General features: G+C 49.7%; 19 protein-coding genes. 9 read left to right on the forward strand and 10 right to left on the reverse strand.

Annotated elements, in window-relative coordinates; genetic code table 11:
• Window positions 1-21: 21 nt before the first annotated feature.
• The 4 genes from AC6R1A_RS05960 to AC6R1A_RS05975 are packed head-to-tail and all read right to left on the reverse strand — an operon-like array spanning window position 22 to window position 4,071.
• Entirely contained in the window at window positions 22-927 is a 906-nt protein-coding gene (locus tag AC6R1A_RS05960; RefSeq protein WP_500632410.1) for a L,D-transpeptidase family protein, read from the reverse strand.
• The gene (phrB, locus tag AC6R1A_RS05965; RefSeq protein WP_500632409.1) at window positions 928-2,343 is read right to left on the reverse strand and encodes a deoxyribodipyrimidine photo-lyase; all 1,416 of its coding nucleotides are present in this window, start codon (window positions 2,341-2,343) and stop codon (window positions 928-930) included.
• A complete protein-coding gene (locus tag AC6R1A_RS05970; protein ID WP_500632408.1) occupies window positions 2,340-3,131 on the reverse strand; it encodes a MerR family transcriptional regulator in 792 nt (263 codons plus the stop codon). The genes phrB and AC6R1A_RS05970 overlap by 4 nt, the downstream gene beginning before the upstream one ends.
• A complete protein-coding gene (locus AC6R1A_RS05975; protein ID WP_500626213.1) occupies window positions 3,121-4,071 on the reverse strand; it encodes a YbgA family protein in 951 nt (316 codons plus the stop codon). The genes AC6R1A_RS05970 and AC6R1A_RS05975 overlap by 11 nt, the downstream gene beginning before the upstream one ends.
• Before the next feature lie 355 nt (window positions 4,072-4,426).
• On the opposite strand from AC6R1A_RS05975, the gene deoD reads away from it, so the two are divergent.
• The 6 genes from deoD to AC6R1A_RS06005 all read left to right on the forward strand — a co-directional run bounded on the left by deoD (window position 4,427) and on the right by AC6R1A_RS06005 (window position 11,559).
• Window positions 4,427-5,137 carry a purine-nucleoside phosphorylase gene (gene deoD, locus AC6R1A_RS05980; RefSeq protein ID WP_334552881.1) on the forward strand — a complete coding sequence of 237 codons (711 nt, stop codon included), beginning with the start codon at window positions 4,427-4,429 and terminating at the stop codon, window positions 5,135-5,137.
• A gap of 55 nt (window positions 5,138-5,192) precedes the next feature.
• Window positions 5,193-6,662, forward strand: a complete 1,470-nt coding sequence (locus tag AC6R1A_RS05985) for a transposase (protein ID WP_500632407.1) — start codon at window positions 5,193-5,195, stop codon at window positions 6,660-6,662.
• A 139-nt stretch (window positions 6,663-6,801) separates the two neighbouring features.
• Window positions 6,802-8,256, forward strand: coding sequence for a hypothetical protein (locus tag AC6R1A_RS05990; RefSeq protein ID WP_500626215.1), 1,455 nt, complete (start codon window positions 6,802-6,804; stop codon window positions 8,254-8,256).
• 12 nt (window positions 8,257-8,268) lie between these two features.
• Entirely contained in the window at window positions 8,269-9,849 is a 1,581-nt protein-coding gene (locus AC6R1A_RS05995) for a diguanylate cyclase (RefSeq protein WP_500632406.1), read from the forward strand.
• 205 nt (window positions 9,850-10,054) lie between these two features.
• A complete protein-coding gene (locus AC6R1A_RS06000; protein ID WP_334552889.1) occupies window positions 10,055-10,429 on the forward strand; it encodes a DUF3302 domain-containing protein in 375 nt (124 codons plus the stop codon).
• Window positions 10,429-11,559 carry an HlyD family secretion protein gene (locus AC6R1A_RS06005; RefSeq protein ID WP_334552891.1) on the forward strand — a complete coding sequence of 377 codons (1,131 nt, stop codon included), beginning with the start codon at window positions 10,429-10,431 and terminating at the stop codon, window positions 11,557-11,559. The genes AC6R1A_RS06000 and AC6R1A_RS06005 overlap by 1 nt, the downstream gene beginning before the upstream one ends.
• A gap of 79 nt (window positions 11,560-11,638) precedes the next feature.
• On the opposite strand, the gene AC6R1A_RS06010 is transcribed toward AC6R1A_RS06005, so the two are convergent.
• Entirely contained in the window at window positions 11,639-11,995 is a 357-nt protein-coding gene (locus AC6R1A_RS06010; protein ID WP_334552893.1) for an acyl-CoA synthetase, read from the reverse strand.
• 183 nt (window positions 11,996-12,178) lie between these two features.
• Here AC6R1A_RS06010 and AC6R1A_RS06015 point away from each other — a divergent pair, with 183 nt between their 5' ends.
• On the forward strand, window positions 12,179-13,108 hold the full coding sequence (locus AC6R1A_RS06015) for a DMT family transporter (protein ID WP_500632405.1): 930 nt from the start codon (window positions 12,179-12,181) through the stop codon (window positions 13,106-13,108).
• Between the two features lie 22 nt (window positions 13,109-13,130).
• On the opposite strand, the gene AC6R1A_RS06020 is transcribed toward AC6R1A_RS06015, so the two are convergent.
• A complete protein-coding gene (locus tag AC6R1A_RS06020; protein WP_500626218.1) occupies window positions 13,131-13,586 on the reverse strand; it encodes a GNAT family N-acetyltransferase in 456 nt (151 codons plus the stop codon).
• A 346-nt stretch (window positions 13,587-13,932) separates the two neighbouring features.
• Here AC6R1A_RS06020 and AC6R1A_RS06025 point away from each other — a divergent pair, with 346 nt between their 5' ends.
• Complete coding sequence (locus AC6R1A_RS06025) at window positions 13,933-15,366, forward strand: methyl-accepting chemotaxis protein (RefSeq protein ID WP_500632404.1); 1,434 nt, start codon at window positions 13,933-13,935, stop codon at window positions 15,364-15,366.
• A 101-nt stretch (window positions 15,367-15,467) separates the two neighbouring features.
• On the opposite strand, the gene AC6R1A_RS06030 is transcribed toward AC6R1A_RS06025, so the two are convergent.
• Window positions 15,468-16,232: a ferredoxin--NADP reductase gene (locus AC6R1A_RS06030; RefSeq protein ID WP_500632403.1), complete on the reverse strand. Its 765-nt coding sequence runs from the start codon at window positions 16,230-16,232 to the stop codon at window positions 15,468-15,470.
• A 173-nt stretch (window positions 16,233-16,405) separates the two neighbouring features.
• Between AC6R1A_RS06030 and AC6R1A_RS06035 the strand changes: the two genes are divergently transcribed.
• Entirely contained in the window at window positions 16,406-16,846 is a 441-nt protein-coding gene (locus AC6R1A_RS06035) for an acyl-CoA thioesterase (protein ID WP_500632402.1), read from the forward strand.
• Window positions 16,847-16,927: 81 nt separating this feature from the next.
• Here AC6R1A_RS06035 and glgB read toward each other — a convergent pair whose 3' ends face one another.
• The 3 genes from glgB to AC6R1A_RS06050 all read right to left on the reverse strand — a co-directional run bounded on the left by glgB (window position 16,928) and on the right by AC6R1A_RS06050 (window position 24,045).
• Window positions 16,928-19,111, reverse strand: coding sequence for a 1,4-alpha-glucan branching protein GlgB (gene glgB, locus AC6R1A_RS06040; RefSeq protein ID WP_500632401.1), 2,184 nt, complete (start codon window positions 19,109-19,111; stop codon window positions 16,928-16,930).
• A gap of 199 nt (window positions 19,112-19,310) precedes the next feature.
• The gene (gene malQ / locus AC6R1A_RS06045) at window positions 19,311-21,491 is read right to left on the reverse strand and encodes a 4-alpha-glucanotransferase (RefSeq protein ID WP_500626223.1); all 2,181 of its coding nucleotides are present in this window, start codon (window positions 21,489-21,491) and stop codon (window positions 19,311-19,313) included.
• A gap of 100 nt (window positions 21,492-21,591) precedes the next feature.
• The gene (locus AC6R1A_RS06050) at window positions 21,592-24,045 is read right to left on the reverse strand and encodes a glycogen/starch/alpha-glucan phosphorylase (RefSeq protein ID WP_500632400.1); all 2,454 of its coding nucleotides are present in this window, start codon (window positions 24,043-24,045) and stop codon (window positions 21,592-21,594) included.
• Window positions 24,046-24,462: the final 417 nt, after the last annotated feature.

A 24,462-nucleotide genomic window follows, 5' to 3' on the forward strand; every position in this document is an offset into this window, starting at 1 on the left:
TCTCGATAAGCAAGTCATTACCTACAAATAATCTGGCGCGACGATTTCTACCGGCACACCATTTTGCGCAAGGATCGCTGCTTTCGCTTTGGAATCAGAATGCTGAAACTCATCGAGCCACCAAGTGAGCTCTTGCGGAACAGTCAGCACCGTCTTGCTGCCATCACTTCGTGTCAGGGGCTCATGCGCTTCAATAAAGACGCTTCTGTCTGGCTCCAACGCCACTTTCACTGGGTCATTGATGACTTGCACCTTAGTGCCCACATTGACTTGAGAGAAAAGCCACTCAATATCTTTGGGCTCCATTCGAATACAGCCAGCACTAACACGTAGACCGATGCCAAAGTCTTTGTTGGTTCCGTGGATCAGATAGTCTCCGACACCATAGGCCAAGCGGAGCGCGTACTCACCAAGCGGGTTTTCAGGGCCTGCGGACACCACAGGCGGCAACTCAATCCCCTTCGCCAAATACTCTTTACGAATGGAAGCCGGCGGCGTCCAAGTTGGGTTGGCGCGCTTTTGGCTAATGCTGGTTGTCATGGTGGGAGTATCACGACCGATTCGACCAATCCCAACCGGGAAGATGTGCACCACGCCTTTTTCAGGTTCGAAATAGTACAACCTCAGCTCCGCGAGATTGATCACTACGCCCTGTCTCTCGACATTGGGCAAGATCACTTGCGTAGGAATCGTCAACACATGGTCGGCGGCGGGCAAAAAGGGATCGACCCCTTTATTCGCGGCCATCAAGGAGAGAAAACCAACATCATAACGTTTAGCAATTTCCGCCAATGTTTCACCTTCAACCACTTGGTGATACTGAGTACGCCCGACAAGACGACTCTCTTCACCGGGTAATTCGTAGGTCGCAGAAAACGCAAACCAGGGTGTGACTAGGGCACACAAAGACACCCATTTACGCAGCATTTAGTTTCCCTTTGCTTCTTTGTAGATCTCTAAGGTTATCGCTCTTGCACTCTTATGATCAACTATTGGTTGAGGATATTGACGACAATTTAACCCCGGGTCAGACCAGGGTGTGTGGATGTATTTGTCTGGCACTGAACTCAACTCTGGCACCCAGCGGCGAATAAACGCGCCACGAGCATCAAAGCGCTCACCTTGAGAGGTCGGGTTAAAAATACGAAAGTAAGGCTGACCATCACACCCCGTTGACGCGCACCACTGCCATCCACCATTATTTGCAGCGTAATCACCATCAATCAGTTGACGCATAAAGTAGCGCTCGCCAATACGCCAATCGACGTGCAGATCTTTAACCAAAAAGCTCGCCACAACCATGCGCAGTCGATTGTGCATCCAGCCCGTTTCATTCAGTTGCCTCATCGCCGCATCGACAATAGGGTAGCCTGTCTCACCGCGCTTCCAAGCCTCAATGTGTTTGGGGTTATTTTGCCACCTCAGCTCCTCTCCCCAAGCATTAAAACTCTCCCCTCTCGACAGTTTGGGTTCAAAGTGGAGCAAGTGCTGATAGAACTCTCGCCATACGAGCTCGCTTTGCCACACTTCTCGCCCACCACTGAGTGGCAGCGTTTGCTGATACATTAAGCGCGCCATGCATTGACGCACAGACAGCGCCCCAATCGCCAGATACGGGGACAGCTGGCTGGTATTATCCAACGCCGGGAAATCCCGCTTGTCACCATACTCATCCGCTTTGCTCTGCACAAACTCTCTCAAGGTAGCGATGATGTCTCGAGTCTTGACACTGTATCGCTCGCTCGGTTCACGCGGGTAACTGAACGGACTCGCCTCATCCAACAAGGCGACATCTTGGTGTTGCAACACCCCTGCACACGGCGTCGCTTTGAAGGTCTGGATGTGGAATCCTTCACTATAGAGTTTACTTAAATAAGCGCGCTTGTAAGGGGTGAAGACTTTGAAATAGTCGCCTTGCTTGTTGCGCACTGAGCCAGGCGGAAAAATACATTTATCATCAAAGCGATGCACGTCCACAGAAGTTGAACTCAATGCCTCCTCCAGCGCTTCATCGCGGCGACGTTCATTCAGTTCATACTCATTATTTAGATACAGACCCGTTGCTTTGGCTTGCAGTGCCAACTCAGCCACCAGCGCTGCGCTGTCTGCGAAGGTCTCGACTTGCGCATAATAAAGCGGGATGTCGAGTTCGGCTAATTCCGTCTTTAACTCGTGCAAGCGACGGTAGATGAGATCCGCTTGCCTTGGACTATGATCATGGGTTTGCCAGGTACCAGGCGTTGCGATGTATAACGCCACGACCGGTTGACCTCGATTCACGGCGCTCACTAAGGCATGATTGTCTTCAACACGTAAATCACGGCGAAACCAAACAATATTCAAAACGCTCTCCTTACCAATTCGATCATTTCTGACAGCGAGACTTGCCCATGCTGCGCTTCTAACTCTTTGATCACGCTGAGCTGAGATTCACTCGGTTTCGTGGCACTGTAAAACGCCAGTTGTTCAAAGCGGTGAACGGCGGTGTGCTCTAAGAGGCCCGACAGATCCTCGACGCCATCAATCATCAAGACCCGATAGCCTTGACTGACCAGACTCAGGGCCCACAGTTGGGTGTGAATATCGCGCGCCGCATCGAGATTGATTGCCAAACATTTACCGCGATGGGCCACCTTGTTTTCCGCCTCAATGATCTGGTTGAGCTTGGTGACCATCAAGGTATTAAACAGACCAAGATGCAAAGATCGCAGACTTTGTTTCACTAGAGCGAGCGCATTGAGCGTTGGCGTGATGAACTGACGCTCAACCAACTCAAGAGGATACTCTTTCAGCACACCATTAATCACACTCTCTGCACGCTTGGTGTTGAGGTTAGTCAGCGCTTCAAGCACCTCCTCTACTGCCTCTAAACTGCCGACATCTAGCGCTTCATCTGGCAAATCAGACCCGATCAGGGCTTTGACTTTACCAATCGAAATCCCTTTCGCGAGCCAGCCTTGAATCTCATTGATGAGTGCAATGTGCTCATCCGTGTAGAGTCTGTGGCCTTTTTCAGTGCGCTCCGGTTGGATCAAGTTATAGCGACGCTGCCACGCTCGCAGCGTCACAGGCTTAACGCCGGTTAAATCCGAGACCTCTCGAATCGCATACCAATTTTTTTCACAGACCATAACGCAGTCTTAACTCCTGTGGGTGGGGCTGCAGGAACTTTTGCTTTGCCAAGTATTCATCGGGATGAGTGGATAGATAATGTTTAATGAGCGTTAGCGGAGCCAACAAAGGCAGCAAACCCACACGGTATTCGTCGATCACTCGGCGCAGCTCAGACTTTTGTTCTTTGTCGAGATGACGCTTAAAGTAACCTTGGATGTGCATCAGCACGTTGGTGTTGTTTTTACGACTGGCGCGATTGGCCACCGCTTGCATCAACGCGGTACGGTACAAGTGGTAAAACTCTTCGATGTCGTACTCTTTGATGTTGGCAACCATGCGCCCAAGCTCTTTGTACGCTTCAGGGTGATGAGCCATTAAGGTCAACTTGTAACGCGAGTGGAAAGCGATGATTTTGCCACGGGTCGGCGTCTCACCCATTGAGTCATAAAAATCACGTAGGGTATAGACGCGGGTAATGAAGTTCTCTTTCAACACAGGATCATTGAGCCGTCCATCTTCCTCAACGGGTAGCCATGGCATCTGCTCCATCAACTGCTGTGTATACAGTCCGACCCCGATATTTTCCGCACCAGCTTTACGGTACACTTTAACGCGCTCCATTCCACAGGTGGGCGATTTAGCACAAACGATGTAACCGCATAGCTCTTCATCAACTAAACTGGCAACCTTCTGTTGGGAATAGCGAATCATGGCGTCCGTGTGATCTTTACTCGAATCTTTGGTCTCCACCAGCGCAATGCGCTCGTCGTTTGACATCAATCGAATCGTCGGCCTAGGAACCGGCATCCCCATTCCCACTTCAGGGCATATCGGCATAAATTCAAAAAACGGTGCCAACTCTTTCGTGACAAACTTGCTGATCTTATGACCCGAGTCGAAACGGACTTTTTCTCCCAGCACACAAGAACTGATACCGATCGTAATTTGCTTTTCCATGTTGAGCTCCCATCACCATCAAATGTGTACAACTTAATTTCTTGTATAACTTAATTTCTCATATAAGTAGTAGCACAGCACTTGAAACATGTACAAAAAAATTATTTGTACAATTTTACGCAAACACAACCATTTTGGTTCACTCCCCAAGCAAACGTTTTTGCAAATCGATTGCCAAATCACTTTCAACACATTTGGTTATCAATACCTCTAAATTGTCATAGCACACCCTATTTTGTGAGCAACCTCTCAAGGAACAATGGCTGACAAGGCTAGTATTGCCTCAACACAGAATTGAAGTTCAACATAATTGGTAATCAGCTCAGCGATTACTGACCCATTTGGAGTAATGACTATGGCAACCCCACACATTAATGCTCAGCCAGGCGACTTTGCAGAAACCGTATTGATGCCAGGCGATCCGCTACGCGCTAAATACATCGCAGAGACATTCCTTGATGACGTCAAACAAGTTTGTGACGTTCGCAACATGTTTGGCTACACAGGCACCTACAAAGGCAAAAAAGTGTCGGTGATGGGTCACGGCATGGGCATCCCATCTTGCTGTATCTACGTTCATGAGTTGATTGCCGAGTTCGGTGTGAAGAACGTGATTCGTGTCGGTAGCTGTGGCGCGGTACGTGACGACGTAAAATTGATGGACGTCGTGATTGGTATGGGCGCCTCCACAGACTCAAAAGTCAACCGAATCCGTTTTAACGATCACGATTTCGCAGCCATTGCGGACTTCGGTCTTCTTGAAACCGCCGTTGCTCAAGCTCGCGCGCAAAACGTGCCAGTCAAAGTCGGTAACGTATTCTCAGCGGATCTCTTCTACACACCAGAAGCAGACATCTTCGAGAAGATGGAAAAACTCGGCATCCTTGGTGTGGATATGGAAGCTGCAGGCATCTACGGCGTTGCCGCTGACCTTGGTGCAAAAGCGCTCACCATTCTGACTGTCTCTGATCACATCATCCGTGGTGAAAAGCTGAGCTCAGAAGAGCGTCAAAAATCGTTCAATGACATGATGAAAGTGGCGCTAGAAACCGCCATCAACCTGTAACGATATTGCAGCCAAGTGACCGCTTGGCTGCCCAGATAGTCCCGAGGGGGAGAGAGTGACAACTGGCAAACTGCCAAAGGAAGCAGATGGGTTACAGCTCAATTTTTGTAAAACATTGGCGTGTGACAACTTTGGATTGAGTGATGCGCATCGTTACGTTGTGCAGCACGCTAACCCTAAACGACCTGCGATGGTATGTCGGGAGTGCGGTGCTTTCCCCCCCTTACTTAACAATCAAGATGTGCTGACTGAACTGCAACGTTTACGCCAGCTACACAGCGATGGGCTGCCCGCTTGTCGCCAACCTGATTGTCCCAACATGGGCCTTTCGGTCCACACACATAAACACCTCTACCACGCGTTTGGCTACAGTGGTGATAGGCAACGCTATCGTTGCAAAGCGTGCCAATCGACCTTTGTCGATAAGTGGTCAGGGGCGAACAAAAAACGTCAATTTCAAGAAAACCTGCTTGGGTTACTGTTTACGGGTTATTCCGTGCGTGAAATCTGCCGCAAGCTTTCCATCAACCCCAAAACCTTTTATGACCATGTTGACCATATCGCCAGCCGCTGCCGACGCAAGCTTGCCATGATTGACGCTCGTTGGGTCAACCACGCTAAACACTACGAACTCGCATCTCACTACGTCACCCTGCAACCGAAAAGCAATAACGGCGTATTGTGGTTTGCCACGGGTGAAGCCCACAGCGGCTACATTTTGTGCCAACACGTCAACTACTCGGCCAATGAAGAACCCGTTGGTGGTATCGATCATGACCCGTACCAAACGCCTGCGCGTTTTGTCTCACGCGATCACTGCTCTGAGGCCAACCTGCCCGTGCCAACGCCACCGAGCGATCTTCGCGAGCGCATCGACCAGCAGTACCAAACCATTTTGGCGCGAGGCAATGTGGAAGACCCCATGGGCAACCTCACCGTCTTCCATTACCCCTCTAAAGGGGCATTAATCAGAGCACCGTACACCTCATACGCCCATTTCTTACATGTGCTGGATTTGTGTCAGGGCGACCGCCAAGTTTCCATCTATCTACCGCAAGACCCAGTGCTTCGATCTGCAGCACTTAGCATATGCCTACCTAGAATTCAGCGTCAAAATATCGACCTTATGTATGTGGAAGAAGATCCACAGTGGTCTCTGAACCACAGTTTGGACAAAGTCGACATCGTGCACATGGGTTGGTGGCGCGATCGCTGGGCGATTACTTCCGATGGTCAATACGCCAAGGGCATTTGCTATCTCGCAGGACAAGATAATCGACCTAACTACTGGCTGCGCAGGGCTTCCATTCGTCAAACGGCGTTTTTCCAGTCTCGTTTTCAAACGCTCTTTAGCGGTTTTATCAATGAGCCGCGTCGCAAACTCAGACCGGGTGGCCTGCTGCCTATGTTGGATATTTTTAGAGCGTGGCATAATTTGTGCTACCAAGACAAACAAGGCATGACCGCAGCGCAACGGCTTGAATTGACTCAATCCCCTTTGACACTGCGTGAGCTGCTTTCATAATAAATAGAAGTGTGACGCATCCCTGTAAAAGGTGGAATGTTTGATGCTTTTGATAGTCGTAAACCCGTCAATGTTCATATTATACTGGGGTTTAGTACTAAAGTTTGATAGGTTTACTTAGCGGTAAGGGATTGACTCATTGGAAAAAAGCCAACGCCTACTCGACACTGAGCTTGAACAGCTAAAAAGTAAGATTGAATCCGATCCGGACAAAGTCTTCGCTTCCGCTGAGCAGTGCTTAGCGCGCGCCGCCCAAATCCTCTACCCACCCGCCGAGGTGAAAAGCCTCATCGTAATGGCGCGATGCGCGTGGGCATCGATGGACTACCGCAAAGGACTTCGCTACATCAAAGAGGCGCACACTAAACACAATGCCCTCGATACTGATGACCTGCTTCCTGAAATTCTGCACGTCTATGCGCTCCAATATTGGGGCCAAGCCAAATACTACTCCGCTCAACAATACTGGATTAACTGCCTTGAGCAGTCCGCACTGGTGGATGAAATTGAGTATCAAATCGAATCTTTGATTGGGTTGGGCAACATTTGGCGCATTACCCAAGAGTACGGCCTTGCCCAAAGTACTCACGAATTAGCGGTCATGGTGGCCAACCATAATCGCATCGCTTGGCTTGAGGGCAAATCGCGTATTTTGCTCGCTTGGGATCTCTACCTACTCAACAACTACGTTGAAATGCTTTCTGTTTTGGATGGCGCCTCAGACTTACTCTATGATCACGAAGACAAAACCTGGCTGGCAGAGATTTGGGATTTCCGCGGACTTGCGCTGCTGGGGCTTGAGCGTATTGAAGACGCAGAAGAAGCCACGCGAAAAGCGCACGATCTTGCGGTGAAACACGATTTGGTGTGGATGAAGTCTCACTCCTACATTAGCCGAGCGAGACTCGAACTACTACGAAAAAATCCACAAAAAGCGACAGAGTTACTGATTCAAGCTGAGCAGTCCGCCAAGTCGTTTGATAATGGCGAGCTGTTATCACAAATCTGTTTCCAGCAGTCGCGCGTCGCAGAAGAGAGCGGTCAATATCAAGCGGCACTCGCATCATTCAAAAAATACCGTGACCACTCCATTAACATGCTGCGCGAGCAAACCGCACGCGTATCAAACGATAAAGCACGCGCATCAAAACGTCAGCTAGAGCAACGAGCGCGCAAACTGATCAACCGCATCAGACGTCAACACGAGTACGACCCAGAAAAACACCTCACACAAATGGTGTCTGAGACGTTTTGGTGGGAACAATTGGTGCTGTTTAAGACAGAGTTGAAGCACGCCAATCACGCGGTGATTATGATCCAGCACGACGATCCGCTCTATTTGGATGTGTGCGCCGAAATCGCCCATTCACTGTGTAATAACCGCGATTTGTTGTCTCGCTTGAGCAGTCAACGCCTTGGCTTATTGATTGCCGAAAAAGGTAGTGACGCCATCAGCGTTTTTCAGGTTCTCACCAAAATGATAGAAATGTACCCTTGGCATCGACGCGGATTGAGCCAATCGCTGCCAAAAGTTGTGTTCAGCGACATTCTCTCCTTCCCGTTCACACTAGAACAGCTCGAAGAAAACGTGTAGGAGGAAAACAGCATGGAAAGACTCCTCAATAAAATTTCAGATTCTGGCCTTGATCCCTCCTCCGTCTCTGGCGAAGAAGCGCTGATTTTTTGGGACCACGTTCGCCGACATATCGCCACCACACCCCAAGAAAAAGCCCAGGCCTTATTCATTAGCGCCGAATACCGCAGCGAGCTCAAGCAATTGCAGGCGAGTATTGATGAGCTGCAAACCTCGCTGAAGTTTCTCGCTCTGCCCAAAGATGCCGAGATGGTGCTCGAAGTGCGCAATAATTTGGCTGAGCGTTTGGTCGAAAACGGCGATTACTATGGCGCGTTAAACCAATACGCCAGTGCCACAACGATCGCAGTAGAGAGCAGTAACATTGATGCGTACGTACTCGCGGTATTGGGGATGGGTAATCTGTGTGATGCCTATGGCGATCACAATCGCGCGCTGCGCTACTACCAAAAAATCGACAGTATTGACCATGCGATCCAAAGTCGCTCGCTACGATTGCGCTATAAGCTCTATATGCTGGCTTGCTATATCGAGCTCAACCGTCTCACCGCTGCCACCGATTTGATCAAAGAGTGTGAAGAGCTCAGTATCTTGGTCAGCGACAAAGTGTTGGCGGGGCAGATTTTGCTCTATCAAGCTAAGCTGTATAGACAAAGCGACGAAGCAGAATTGGCGCTTAAATCACTGGGCGACGTGCAATACTCAGCAGGCAACATTCACTCCGCCTGGCTCTCTACCATGATCAAAATCGAGCTTGCTTGTTGCCTCAATGACTTTGGCAAAGGCCACTTGGCCAGTTGGGTACTGCACCAAGCGCATCGCCGTATCGAGCGTCAACCCTCACCGTTATTAAACCTTAAGCTATCCAACTCGATGGCTCATGTTTCCGAGCAGCAAGGCGACTTTAAACGCGCCCTCGAATTTCAAAAACGCGCGTATCGCATCGAAAGCGATTTGATGAAAAAAATCCCTATTGGTGAGTTGGGCGCGAGTCAACTGCGCAAATTGTCACGCTTTGAATTGCAGCTCAAACTGATCCTCTCTGAGCTTGAGAATCGAGAGCTCAAAGAGACCACTGAGAGCCAAAAACACACTGTGGCTCAGCTTCAGCAAGACGTGTTTACCGATCCGCTCACCTCCTTGCACAACCGTCGCTGGCTCGACGTTAAGCTGAAAGATCTGCTATTACACGAAACCCCCTTTGCCCTGTTAGTCGTCGATATCGATCACTTTAAGTCCATCAATGATGAGCTCAGTCACCTAGTCGGTGACAAAGCGATCGTCAATGTGTCTCACGAACTGGCGGCCTACTTTAAGTTTCGTGGCGCCTCCTGTGTGCGATTTGGTGGCGAGGAGTTTTTGGTGATTCTGGAAAACGCTTCCCTTGAACAAGCTGCCCTGCATGCCGAAAATTACCGCGAAAAAATCTACCAGTTTGGCTGGCATGAAATCCTCGGAGAGCGTGGCCTCACCGTCAGTATCGGCATTACTTTGCACCGAGAAGGGGAAAACACGCAGCGTACCTTCTACCGAGCTGATAAAGCGCTCTACCGCGCTAAAGCCAACGGCCGAAACCAAGTCTGCACCGAATAACTCTCTTCAGCGCGAATAGCGGCACTACCACGGCCTTGTTCGCGCAGTCCATCCTCTTGCTCTGCTCTTTTTGTCTGAATATTCTGATGTTAATAATCGTGAGCGAGTTTGCATCTAATTTGTTGTTTTTATTTCTATACTTTGTAGATAACTGACAGTACCCTGTATGGATTGTTTTCATTAATAAAGAGATAAGGACGTTGCCATGTTTTTAGACTACTTCGCACTTGGTCTACTCGTCTTTGTTGCCTTAGTGATTTTCTACGGCATCATCGTCATTCATGACATTCCCTACGAAATTGCCAAAGAGCGCGAACATCCCCATCAAGATGCGATTCACTACGCGGGTTGGGTGAGCCTATTCACACTCCATGCGTTGTGGCCATTTCTATGGATTTGGGCCACGCTGTGGCGCAAAGAACGTGGTTGGGGTTTTCAGAAATTGGAAGCCGAACAGCATGATATGCACCACCGCGTCGATGCGCTGATCGACCAAGTCAGTCAACTGCAAAAAGAAGTGGCTGAGCTGAAAAAACAACAATCTGACCCAGTCGCATCAACGGATGAGGAGCGTAGCTAATGGATCTCTTACTGATATTAACCTACGCGGCCATTTGTATTACCATCTTCAAAGTCTTCAAAATTCCGTTGAACAAGTGGACTGTACCGACAGCGGTATTAGGCGGCGTGGTACTGATTGGCACCTTGATCTTGTTGATGAACTACAACCACCCGTTTACCCAAATTGGTAACCAAGTTTTCTCTAGCACGCCGATTGTTTCCGGTGTACGCGGTCGAGTCATTGACGTTCCAGTAGAGCCAAACGAGCCATTGAAACAAGGGGATGTCCTGTTCCGCATTGATCCCATCCCTTACCAAGCCGAAGTCGACAAGATAAAAGCGCAGATCAAAGAAGCGAGCCAAGACGCATTGGGTCTTGAATCCAATCTTCAAGAAGCCGTGGCAGACAGAGAACGAGCCATTGCTGATCGAGATAAAGCGGAGCGCGAGTTTAGCCGTTATCAACGTGGGTTTGACAGAGGCGCGTTCACCGAGCAACAACTCGATACCCGTCGCCAAGCGTTTAAAGCCGCACAAGCTGCTGTCGCTGCCGCCGAAGCAAACGTTCAGCAAGCTCAAATCTCGCTCGATTCAGAGATCGGTGGTGAGAACACCACAGTTGCGCGCTTGTTAGCCGAACTTCGCCAAGCCGAATTTAACTTAGAGCAAACAGTCGTGCGTGCGCCAACTGATGGTTTTGCCACTCAATTGGCTCTGCGCCCTGGGGTCATGGCTGTGCCGCTTCCGCTGGCGCCCGTGATGACGTTTGTCCATACCGAAGAGATCATCTACACCGCGGCATTTCGCCAGAACTCGTTGCAACGTTTAGAGCCTGGATACGAAGCCGAGTTTCTCTTCCGCGCCTTACCGGGCAAAGTGTTTAAAGGGGAAGTGGTGGATGTGCTACCAGCGATTGGTGAAAGCCAGTTCCAAGCGCGTGGCGCCCTACTAGGGACAGATGCACTGCGCACCAGCGGCCGTGTGTTTGTCACCCTGCGTATTACCGATGATTTATCGGATTACCATCTGCCACTGGGTACCGCTGTCGAAGTTGCGGTCTACTCGGATCGATTTGAGCACGTGTCTATTATGCGGAAGGTTTTGATTCGCATGAAGAGTTGGCAAAACTACCTCTATCTCGATCACTAACCGTCAATAACGATTCAGGGGCCAATTGGCCCCTGAATTTTTTGCTCTGTCCGTCATTAAAAGCGACGTGTAGACATCGCTAGGCAATATTGAGAAATAGCTCATCGTCTGTCATGTATTTATGTCGACTACCGCTGTTTCTAAGATGCATGAACATAAACTCTGGAAAGCCTGGTGCCAACAGATCATTGGGTTCCCATACTATGCCGCCGACAAACACGTAGCGGCCTTGTTTTTCTTCTTCATGCAGTGGATTGTTTAACGGCGTCGAAAGTTCCGGTCTTACGCCCTCAATCACACACACCACCTGCCCCTTCGCAATACCAATCACTCGCTTAACCAAGTTTGCTTTCACGCCACATTTCCATGCTTGGCGAGTGGCCATCTCAAAGCCTTGCTTTTTTACGCCTTTTTGAATGTTTACGATGAGGTTCATAGTGGGGAGTCTCTTTGTCATACTGCGATCACTCTCTGAGCATATAGTAACCTTAGCGCCTCACCTAATAGTATTTCTTCCCGTGTCGATAGAATTGGCCAGAATCGGAACCTGCATTCATTATTTCATTGCCTTATTCAGTCACTTGCGTCACATTGAGTTGACCAATGGAAGGAATCGACAATGAGTTGTGCCAGTTTTATCCGTCTAATGATGCTTGCTGCTATTTGGGGTGGCTCATTTCTTTTTATGCGCATTGCGGCCAATACGTTTGGCCCCGCCTATTTGATTGAATGCCGCGTCGGCTTTGCGGCGCTGAGCTTATTGTTGGTCTCTTATTCTCTCAAGCGTTCTCTGCCCTTTCGCCAATACTTTCATCACTTTATGATCATTGGCCTGTTTAATACCGCGTTACCGTTTCTACTGTTTGCCTATTCAGCACAAACGCTCAATGCCTCGACGCTTTCTGTTCTCAACTCAACCGCTGTCATTTGGGGCGCGCTTATTGGTGTGGTCTGGCATAAAGCACCGCTGACCAAACGTGTAGTTCTAGGCATGGCACTTGGCATCTTAGGCGTAACCGTGTTGGTCGGCGTTGACGCAATTCAGATTGGTACACAAGCGCGTTTACCCATTATGGCCGCACTGATGGCGGCGTTCAGCTATGGGATCGCCACCAACTACACCAAATCGGCGCCAAACGTCGCCTCCTTCGACAATGCACATGGCAACATGTGGGCTGCGGTGATCTGGATACTACCTTTGCTGCCTTTCATCCCGATGCGCGGTGCACCGACGGAAGTTGAGATGGTGTCGGTGGTGGCGTTAGGCGTCGTCTGTACTGGGGCGGCGTACCTACTCTACTTTCGCCTGGTTGCCGACGAGGGTGCGACCTCTGCCCTCTCGGTCACTTTTCTTATTCCGGTATTCGGGATTTTGTGGGGCGCGTTGATTCTCGATGAGCCTGTCGGCTGGTCTACCGTATTCGGCACTGGTTTAGTGCTAAGTGGCACCATGTTGGTGACTCATTTTTCACCCCTCTCCTTGCTGAAAAAAAAGGACCTTAGATCAAGATCTCGCCGCCAAATGACGGCGGGACATAAGTTGCCATGACACCTATCCCATAGACATAACATCATAGGGTTAAAGTCATAAAGCGGCTATTCGGATCGGGGGTATACTCAGCAAACGGTTCGCAATAGTGAAAACCAAACTTCTCATATAAGCGGCGAGCGGGCTCAAAAAACGCCATGGATCCAGTCTCTAAACTGACGCGATGCAACCCAATGTCACGCGAGTAATCCAGTACGTGCACCAATAAACGAGACGCGACGCCCTGTTTGCGAGCTTGATCGCTCGTGCGCATCGATTTCAGCTCACCGTGTGTGTCATCAAGCTGTTTCAATGCTGCACAGCCGAGCAAAACGTCTCCGTGCCAAGCCGTCCAAAAGGTCACTTCTGGCGACCGCAAGCGGCTCACATCCAATGCGTGAACGCTGTCTGGCGGCGATGTCGCGTTCATATCCTCAAGATGTTGGGCAAGCAAGGTGATAACCGATTCGTGCTCCAACTGACCTATCATTATTTTCATTGACGTTCCTACTCACTTCAATCGTGTGTTTTTATCCTGATGCCGAAGACCTATCGACATAAGCACAGATAAAGCAAGTTTAGAGCCAGAGACACGACGTCTATCGTTCGCAATCGACCAACACTCGCAGTGATGAATTGCTTGCTGTGATAAATAGGGATCCAAGTCTCAATAAACGAAAAGTTCACTAAACATTTTTCAAAAATACGCGATGATACTCACATAAATATAAGTTCATTGCTTATTATTTACATGGATTTGCCGATGCAGTGGTAACCCACTCACCACCGGGTGGCTAGGTAGTAGCAGAGCAAACCGTGCGACGAACAAGAATAGGAAGTCACGAATGAAAGAAGTTGATTTTAGAACCATTGATAGACTTTTCATCAAAATGTCTATCAACGACAAGATGTGGACGATTTTCGCCATTTTTCTTGTTGCCTTAACTGCGATTGCAGGTGGACGTTACTACGCGACGGTTGACGCGCTAGAGCACAACGCCATCTACGCCGCGGAGCAAAGATTGGCCGGGATACTCGCTGCGGGCACCCCTGAGAGCATTAGTGCACAGAAAAATGTGTCTAAATCGACTTCGATAGCGCCTGCTAGCCTAAATAATGGTGTCGTGAAGGTCACCGCGCGATCCGCGGATGGCAGCCACTATCAACTGACGGTCAATGCCACTCAAAGCCTTGAGCAAGGCAAATCTGCCGCACTGACCAGTTTCGCACTGAGCTACCTTTGGGTCATCCCGTTTGCGCTGTTCAGCTATTGGGTCGCTACGTTTATTGGTGGCGCGCTTTGGGTGCTCTATACCACTACCGAGCGTATCGGTGAAGGCGATTTAACGTCGCGCTTAGGCTTCCACCCTGGTCGTGATGAATTCGGTACCATTGGCTGCGCGCTGGATAAAGCCATGGATACCCTGACTGAACTCGTGGTAACGGTGAAAGAAAATGCGACCACTCTCAGTGAAACCTCTGCCTCCTTCGAGCAAGAAATGAAATTGAGCGAGTCACAAATTTCAAGCCAGTATGCCTCACTTGATTCGGTGGCGACCGCGATGGAAGAGATGACGGCATCAGCGAAAGAGGTGTCGAACATTTCTCAGCAGGCGACGTCGCAAACTGAGAACGATACCCAACACATTGATGGCAGCCACAAGCGTGTCTTGTCTGCGATTCAAGAGATCGACAAGCTTTCTAGCTACATTGAGCAAGCGTCTTCTTCTGTATCTAGCCTGAATGAGAACACCACACAGATTAATGAGGTGATCACCACCATCAATGCCATTTCTGAGCAGACCAACCTCCTCGCGCTCAACGCGGCGATCGAAGCGGCGCGTGCCGGTGAACAAGGTCGCGGCTTTGCGGTAGTGGCCGATGAAGTTCGGACACTCGCCAGTCGTACTCAAGCGGCGACCGTTGAAATTCAATCAATGATTGAGAAGCTGCAATCAGAAAGCCACAACATCGCCAATATTACTGAGCAAACCGTTGCCCAAGCTAAAACTAGCAGCGATTTGATTGCCGAACTAGGCAGCGATGTCCAATCCATCGCCGACTCAGCCCGCTCTCTCATGGATATGAGTATTCAGATCTCGACCTCAGCAGAAGAGCAAAGCGCCGTGGCGAACGACATCGCCTCAGAGCTCAGTGATATTCGCACCCAATCGAATACCATTCGTAGTGTCGCAGAGCAAAGCTCAATGGGCGTCGCAAACCTGACCAAAGCGTCGTCATCACTGGCAAGCATTCTCAAGCAGTATCGTACGCAGTAAACCTTCGCGTATTACACTGCCTAAACATCGAAAGCCGAGCGCAGTTTTCTGCCGCTCGGCTTTCTTTATCCTTATTCTGCTGTTTATACTTACCTGCGTTGCTACCAATACCGCTCGAAGATGATGTTGCCACCCGTGGCGCGTCGATACTTATTCAGCCCCATCTCCACCAGCGTTTGTTGAGTATCTTTAATCATTTCAGGATTACCACACAGCATCACAAAACTCTGTTCGGGCGCCAAACAAACATCCGCACTGCGGAGCAGCGCACCACTTTGCAGCAATTGAGGAATTCGGCCGCTAAGATGTGTGGTGTCAGGGTCTCTTGATACGACCGGCAAGTAGCGCAGACGCCCTTCGTATTGCTGTACCAATTGATCAATCAAGTAGCGATAGACCAACTCTTTCTCATGACGCACCGCATGAACCAGCACAATCTCATCACAATTGGGGCGAAAATTCATGTCATCCAACAGAGAGAGAAACGGTCCAATGCCGGTACCTGTCGAGAGCAGCCAAAGGTTTTGAGCCTGTTTGGGTATGATGTCAAACGTCAGGTCGCCATAGGCCTCTTTGCCCACGTAGACACCATCACCGGTTTGCAGCTGTTGCAGTTTCGGCGTCAGTTTACCTTCTGGATGCGCGACGATTAAGAACTCCAGCATATCACTGGTATTGAGCGGTGCATTCACCAATGAGTAGGCGCGCGAAATCATGTTGCCTTCGTCATCAAGCAGTCCCAATTTAGTAAACTGCCCAGCCTTGAAGGTCAGGGGGGCGCCGGTTAATCGTAAGCTAAATACGTTCGGCGTCCAGTCAGTCCGACGTTCTAATCGCGCTAAGTTGAAACCATCAAGTACCGCCATGCTACGCACCTCTTCTGGTTAACATTCCATTAACTTACTCTTTCGCACCTTTGAAGTAAAACTGGAACATGATTTAACCATCTAAGATCACAAATAAATAACAAAATAAAAACAACCCGACGCTGAAGTTCTAGAATATTTACTCCATCCACAATAAAAATTAAGAGAACCCTATGAGTGATCTGTTGAACGATTTTCCTGTCATCACTGAAATTCCCGTCGCATGGGGAGAGATGGATGCCTTGCAACACGTCAACAATGCGGTCTATTTTCGCTACTTTGAAACAGCGCGATTGGAGTATTTTGCCAAGATTGACTTGCTCGTGAACATCCAAAAAACCCAGGTTGGGCCCGTACTGAGTGAGACACAGTGTCGCTATAAACTGCCCGTCACTTACCCGGACACACTGTTGGTAGGCTCGCGCGTCATCGACCTCCAACAAGACCGCTTTACGATGGAATACCAAATCGTGAGCAAAAAACTGGGTAAAATTACCACCACCGGACGCGCCACCTGCGTCATGTTCGACTTCAAACACAACACCAAGGCCACCTTGCCAAGTCATGTTGCGCAGTTGATTCTCGCCACACAAGAATCGCATCCCGCCTCATAAACGGCAAAAAGCCCGCCACAAAGGCGGGCAAGATCAATAACAGGAATGGCGGTGAATTCAACGAATCACCGTTTATCGACGTTACTGCAGTTTGTAGAACACCGTCGAAAGCGGCGGCAAACTTAGAAGAAGTGAGTGATCCAACCCTTCGCTGCTGACCTTCTCTGTCTTCACTTTGCTTTTCACCTCAAAACCACTTCCATGGTACTTATCATCGTCGGTGTTGAGCAACAACGCATACTCACCCTTGATTGGTACGCCCAAACGGAATCGCTCATGCGGCACTGGTGTAAAGTTCATCACCACCAAGATTCGCTCGCCGTTTTCGCTTAAGCGTTCGTGCGCCAAAATGGAGGCGTCCGCCGCATCTTGCAAGCGCCATTCAAATCCTTTTGGCTCACAATCCCACTCATGCATCGCCGCTTCATGCTTGTAAAGCAAGTTGAGGTCACGCGTGAGAGCTTGTACTCCTTGATGGCGCTCAAAATCGAGCAAGAACCATTGCAGTTGATCATCATGATTCCACTCACCGGTCTGACCAAACTCTGCGCCCATAAAGTTGAGTTTCTTTCCAGGCTGACCGTACATGTAGCCTAGGTAGGCACGCAGGTTTGCGGTTTGCTGCCACTCATCACCGGGCATTTTGTTATGGATTGAACCTTTGCCGTACACGACCTCGTCGTGAGACAGTGACAGCACGTAGTTTTCACTGTGCGCGTAAATCAACGGGAAGGTAATGGTGTTGTGATGGTATTTGCGGTGCACAGGGTCTTGTTGAATGTAAGAGAGCGAATCGTGCATCCAACCCATATTCCACTTAAAACCAAAGCCGAGTCCACCCATAAAGGTCGGTGCTGAGACGCCCGGAAACGCCGTCGACTCTTCCGCGATGGTCATGGCGTTCGGGAAGTGTTTGTAGACTTCTTCGTTCATCCATTTCAGGGTCGCGATAGCATCGTAGTTTTCGTTGCCACCATCGACGTTCGGAATCCACTGATCGTGACTGCGCGAATAATCGAGGTAAAGCATCGAGGCTACCGCATCAACGCGGATACCATCAATATGGAATTGCTCAAACCAGTACAAGGCGTTGGAGACCAAGAAACGACGGACATGCTCGCGACCCAAATCGTAAATGAACGAGTTCCAATCTTGGTGCCAACCGCGACGCGGATCTGGATCGTGGTAAAGAGGCGTACCATCAAAATTCGCCAGACCATGATCGTCAGAAGGGAAATGGGCGGGCACCCAGTCAAGCACCACACCTAGACCTGCAAGGTGACACTGCTCAACAAAATATTTGAAATCATCGGGCGAGCCAAAACGGCTGGTTGGCGCAAACAGACCGACCGGTTGATAACCCCAAGAGCCATAGAATGGGTGCTCAGAGACGGGCATCAATTCAACGTGGGTGTAACCCATATCAACAAGGTAAGGAACTAGCTGATCGGCGAGTTCTCGGTAATTAAGGAAATCACCGTTGTCATCTCGGCGCCAAGAACCGGCATGCAACTCATAAAATGACAGCGCTTCATTGCGTTTTTGCGTGACAGGGCGCTGCTGCCACTCACTGTCTTGCCACTGATAGCGAGAGTGATCGTAGGTGACGGAGGCAAAAGAGGGGTATTGCTCTGCGTACGCGCCCCACGGGTCGGCTTTGTGCGGTAAGCCTTCGCCATTGGGCCCTTTGAGTTCAAACTTGTAGCTGGTGCCTTCAGGTAGATTAGGCACAAACAAGCCCCAAATACCGTAATCTAAGCGCTGCATAGGATGACGGCGGCCATCCCACTGGTTGAACTCACCGACCAAACTGCACGCAGATGCGTGCGGTGCATAAACAAGAAAACGCGTCCCTGAGATGGACTTGCCGTCACGCTCTAAGGTGACAAACTGCGCGCCCATGTGGTGATACATCTGCTTGGGGGTATGCAGTTCTTCGTATTCTGCGTAAATGGTGTGATATTGGTATGGATCATCCACCCATTGCTCTGTCCCCTGCCAATCAACCACGAGTTGGTAGTGGGTAAAGCGCAAATCTTTGGCCTCGGTTAATACAAAGCCTGAATCTTCTTCTCGCTGCAACTCAATGCGCGGTTCACCATCAATCACTAACTCGACTTTATCGGCTCCCGGCATCCAAACGCGCAAACTTGACGTTTTATCCTCAATAAAAGGCCCTAGAAATGAAAATGGGTCTGCAAATTGAGCGTGAGAAAGTTGGTTATATTTTTGTGTTTTTTTGTCAATCTTGGTCACTTTTTTCAAGTTATTCTCTCCCTAACCTAACCTTCCGACTGCAAGTATCATTGGTATCAATCATCCCATTATTAGCTGGGGGTACCACTAATATAAACAAAGCCCGCGGGAATAATGCGGGCTTAGATAGCTTAATGAAAGTTTACCGAATTGCTACCTTACATAGAGTGACGCATTCGATACTTTTTTACGTAACTTAAGCAAGTCCTTACTTACTCACCTTAGCACGTACTTCCGTAAGTTTACGAGCGATACGGTTTACCCCATCATTGGCGAATACTTCATCGAGATTCATTGATAATTTACGACGCCAGTTCGGGTATTCGTTCACGGTTCCTGGGATGTTAACCGGCTTATCCATTTCTAACCAATCTTCCAGCTGCACGCTGAGCAAAGTCGAAGAACCCGCAGCGACATGCAGTTGCAACGCTTCGGCTAGGTAAGAATCCATCGGTACGTACTGCGCATCTCGACCAACGCCTTCAGGCAGATAACCGTGCCATGCGACCGAGTCCAAAATCCCTTGTTTGCACTCCAAACGATCCGCAAACAGACCTTGTAGCTGCGCTTCGTTCGGATACAAACCCAACTCTTTACCCAGTTTCAAATCATCACAGTGCCAGAAACCGCGAAGCGTCGGCATGTCGTGAGTACACAACGCAGACATTGACTGCTCAGCGTAGTGCTTAGGTGAGATAAAGCCGCCATCCTCTTCTGAAGTTTCGAAGAAGAATACTTTGTATGAGTGCACGCCCGCATCGCGCAGCAACTCAACGATTTCGTCCGGCACCGTACCTAAGTCTTCACCAATCACACTGCATTGATGACGATGTGATTCGAGCGCAAGGATCGCCAACATATCTTGGACAGGGTAGTAGATGTACGCCCCTTTCGTTGCGTTCTCACCCTTAGGGATCCACCATAGACGCAGCAATCCAAGCACGTGGTCAATACGCAGAGCGCCACAATGCTTCATATTGGCACGCAGAAGCTTAACGTAAGCGTCATACCCCGTTGCTTGCAACACTTGTGGGTTGAGCGGTGGTAAGCCCCAGTTTTGACCAAGCGGCCCTAGTACATCCGGCGGCGCACCAATGCTGGCATCTAAGATCAGGTTGCCATTGTCGGCCCAGGTTTCTGCACCTGAATCGGCCACACCAACCGCCAAGTCGCGGTATAGCCCCACCGACATGCCTTTTTCTTCTGCTAGAGCCTGCGCTTCGTTAATCTGTGTGTCCGCGACCCATTGCAGATACATGTACAAATGGACTTTGTCTTGATTCTGCTTGATGAAGGTTTGCACCGCGCTGTTATCAAAGTGGCGATACTGCTCAGGGAACACCGGCCAGCCCCAGACGTTACTGTCTTTGGCGTGCAGTTCACTGTGCAAGGCATCAAACGCGGCTTGGTGAAGTAGGCTGTCTCCACCCTCTTCGACAAACGATAAGAACTGCTGAGCGCGCTCGGTGTTCTTATCGAGATGGCGCTTTTTAAATTCCGCAAACAGCAGCGGTAACACGCTCAGTTTGAGCTCCGCGACTTCGCTGTAGTTTACCCAGTGAGACTCGCGCGCTTTTTGTAGGCGTTGCTGGAACTGAGCACTGCCCACTTGCTGCTGCGCCTCAACACTGAGCGCAAACTCAGGCACCGAGCTCACATCGATGTATAGGATGTTCAACCAGCGGCGAGAGGACGGGCTGTAAGGACTTGCCCCCTCAGGGTTGGCTGGGAACAAGGAGTGAATAGGGTTAAGACCCACAAAATCACCACCGCGCGAGGCGATATCGGCCACCAGCTGTTTTAGATCGCCAAAGTCACCCATTCCCCAGTTGTGTTGGGTACGCAGTGTGTAGAGTTGAACACTCGGGCCCCACATCTTCTTGCCCGACAAAATCGAATCTTGCTTGTAACACGCGCTTGGCGTCACAATTAAGGTTGCCTCATACGGGGCTTTACGACGCTTACGAACAATCGTGAGTTTATGGTACCCCCACGCTAAGTCGTTCGGTAAGGCAAACACTAAAGGGCCACCCTCGCTGCGCTCATCTCGCACGATTTGCGATTGAAGATAGCCTTCAAGTACCTCTCCTTGCTCAGTATCCAAACGCCAACTGAACTCACTTTCACGTGCGCTCGCGCCTAGATTCAAAGCCACTTCAAATGGGTCGCCATCGCGCACCACGGTCACAGGGTCCAACACATCTTTCTTGTGTTTACGCTCTGCGGACTTAAGAAGAGTCTCGTCGTTGGTTGTGTCATAGCCTAAAGAGTTTAGTAAGTGGAGAATGGTGGCCTCTTCCACTTTTGCCTCATCTCCCCACGCGCTCACGTAGCTGTCGGCAATTCTAGCCATTTCAGCGACTTGTTTTAATGCATTGTGATGTTTCATCGCTCTCTCCGAAGGACTGCTTATACCTTCAAATGTAGGGTTATTAAATCGTTATAAAGAATTGAGCCAAGGCGCGAACGCCTTGGCTTTTTGAGTCGCTTTAGCGTTTAACCGCTTCCAACTTCCAAATATTATTGACGTAATCTCGAATCGAGCGGTCGGAGGTGAATTTACCGACCAGCGCCGTGTTCAAGATGGCTTTCTTCGCCCAGCCTGCTTGGTCTAGGTACTGTTTGCCCATCGCCTCGTGCGCTTCCACGTAAGACGCGAAGTCCGCAAGACAGAGGTACGGGTCACCGCCGTCGAGTAGGCTGTCATAGGTCGCGCGCAGTAGGCCCGGTTGACCCGGCGTGAACTCTTCACCCGCCAGTAGATCCAGTGACGCTTTGAGCAGTGGGTCCGCGTGGTAGTAATCGTATGGGTTGTAGCCTGCTTTCTTCAGTGCAACCACTTCGTCGACTTCAAGACCGAAGATGTAGATGTTGTCGTCGCCGACCTCTTCACGGATTTCAACGTTTGCCCCATCCATAGTACCGATAGTTAGCGCACCGTTGAGTGCCATCTTCATGTTACCCGTACCGGACGCTTCTTTACCGGCCAACGAAATTTGCTGAGACACGTCCGCCGCTGGGATGATGATCTCTGCCATGCTCACGCGATAGTCAGGGATGAAGACGACTTTCAGCTTGTTGCCAATGCGTGGGTCGTTGTTGATCTTCTCAGCAATCTTGTTCACTGCGAAGATGATCTCTTTCGCCAAGTGGTAACCCGGCGCCGCTTTTGCCGCGAAGAAGCAGACGCGTGGCGTACACTCAAAACCCGGCTCATTAATGATGCGGTGGTAGAGAGACAAGATGTGCAGCAAATCAAGGTGCTGACGCTTGTACTCGTGCAGACGTTTGATTTGCACATCGAAAATCGCGTTGGTATCGAGCTCGATGCCCATGTTGTCTAATACCCACTTAGCCAAGCGCTCTTTGTTCTCTTTCTTCACCGCCATAAACGCTTGTTGGAACTCGGCGTCATCGGCGTATTTCGCGATACCTTCAAGCTGCTCAAGCTTCGCTGGCCATTCACTGCCGATTTTGTCAGTGATCAGCGCGGATAAACCTGGGTTACAGAACTTCAGCCAACGACGAGGCGTAATACCATTGGTCACATTGTGCAGACGCGTTGGGAACATCGCGTGGAACTCTGGGAAGAGATCTTTTTTCACCAACTCTGAGTGCAGCGCCGCTACACCGTTCACCGCGTAAGAACCGATCACACACAGGTTTGCCATGCGAACCATACGGTTGAAGCCTTCTTCGATGATCGACAGTTTCGCTTGCTTCTCACCATCACCCGGCCACATTGCGCGCACTTCTTGTAGGAAGCGATGGTTGATCTCAAAAATGATCTCCATATGACGTGGTAGCAGACGTTGAATCAAAGACTCTGGCCACGTTTCCAATGCTTCTGGCAATAGTGTGTGGTTGGTGTACGCGAAGGTTTGCGAACTGATTTCCCACGCTTTATCCCAAGATAGCCCTTTTTCATCGAGCAAAATGCGCATCAATTCAGGGATAGCAATCGTTGGGTGAGTATCGTTAAGCTGAATTGTTTCTTGCTTTGGAAGATCCGCAAGTGCAAAACCCGCTGCTTCGTGACGACGTAAAATGTCACGTACCGATGCTGCTGAGTGGAAGTACTGCTGCATCAAACGCAGTGTTTTGCCTTTCTCATGGTTGTCATTCGGGTACAGCACTTTAGTAATGTTGCCGGCGTCAATCAGCGCGTGCTGCGCTTCGAAGTAATCGCCGTTGTTGAAACTTGCCAATGAGAATGGCGCAATCGCCTGACATTCCCACAAACGCAGCGGGTATACCGTGTCAGATTCATAACCGACAATCGGTAAGTCCCAAGGCATCGCTTTCACGCTCATGCCCGGTACCCATTTGCGTACTTCTTTGCCGTTCTCGTAACTCACTTCAACGCGGCCGTAGAAGCCAATTTCTTGCGCTAATTCTGGGCGCGCGACTTCCCACGGGTAGCCTTCGACACCACGCCAAGCATCCGGCGCTTCTTGCTGACGTCCGTCAACAAAAGATTGCTTGAACAGACCGTATTCGTAGTGCAAACCGTAACCAACGGTTGGGAACTCTTGCGCTGCACAAGAATCCATAAAACACGCCGCCAAACGACCTAGACCACCGTTACCCAGAGACGGGTCGCGCTCTTCTTCCAACAAGTCGGTCAGGTTTTGGCCCAGTTCGGCCATTGCATCTGTGATCTGCTCGTAGAGACCTAAGCTGATTAGGTTGTTACCGGTTAAACGACCGATAAGAAATTCAAGAGATAGGTAGTTGACGCTTTTCGCGTTCTTGATGCATGGGTCTTGCTCGGTTTTCAAAAGATCCAGCGTTGTGATCTCTGCCAGGGCTTTACCCATAGCAAGGTACCATTCACGCGGAGTTGCGGTGTCTACGGTTTTCGCGTAGGTCGCAGAAAGGTGCATTTTAACGTCAGCTTGAAAGCTGGCTTTATCAAATTTTTTCTGTTGAGTAGGTTTCATTAGAGAAATCTCACTTATCGGTTTCAATCCATCTGAGACATATCGTGCAATGCTCTGTCTTGCAAAACATCCTCCTACTTCGGTAGCGATTTAGGAGGAGGAGTCAGGGCGTAGAGGGCGTAATTCACAACAAGCAGTGATCCAACTCGCAATAAACCGATGAGTGAACTGGACTCTGTTGATTAAGATCACACCATGACCCTAAACGACCTTACCTAAGGTGTATGAAACTTCGTCGAAATCAAAAACTGGCAAATGAAAAATATGCAGCGTGAATCACAGAATGTTTTCATCCTGAGTGCAAATTACACTATTTTTCGTGCAAAGAATGAGTTGAGACAAGTTTTACTGAATAGATTTATGTGATTTACATCACAAAACAAGGGCGTAGAGACGCACAAAATGTGAAATATGCGA

Source organism: Vibrio sp. R10-SG3-ISO3, assembly GCF_059834225.1.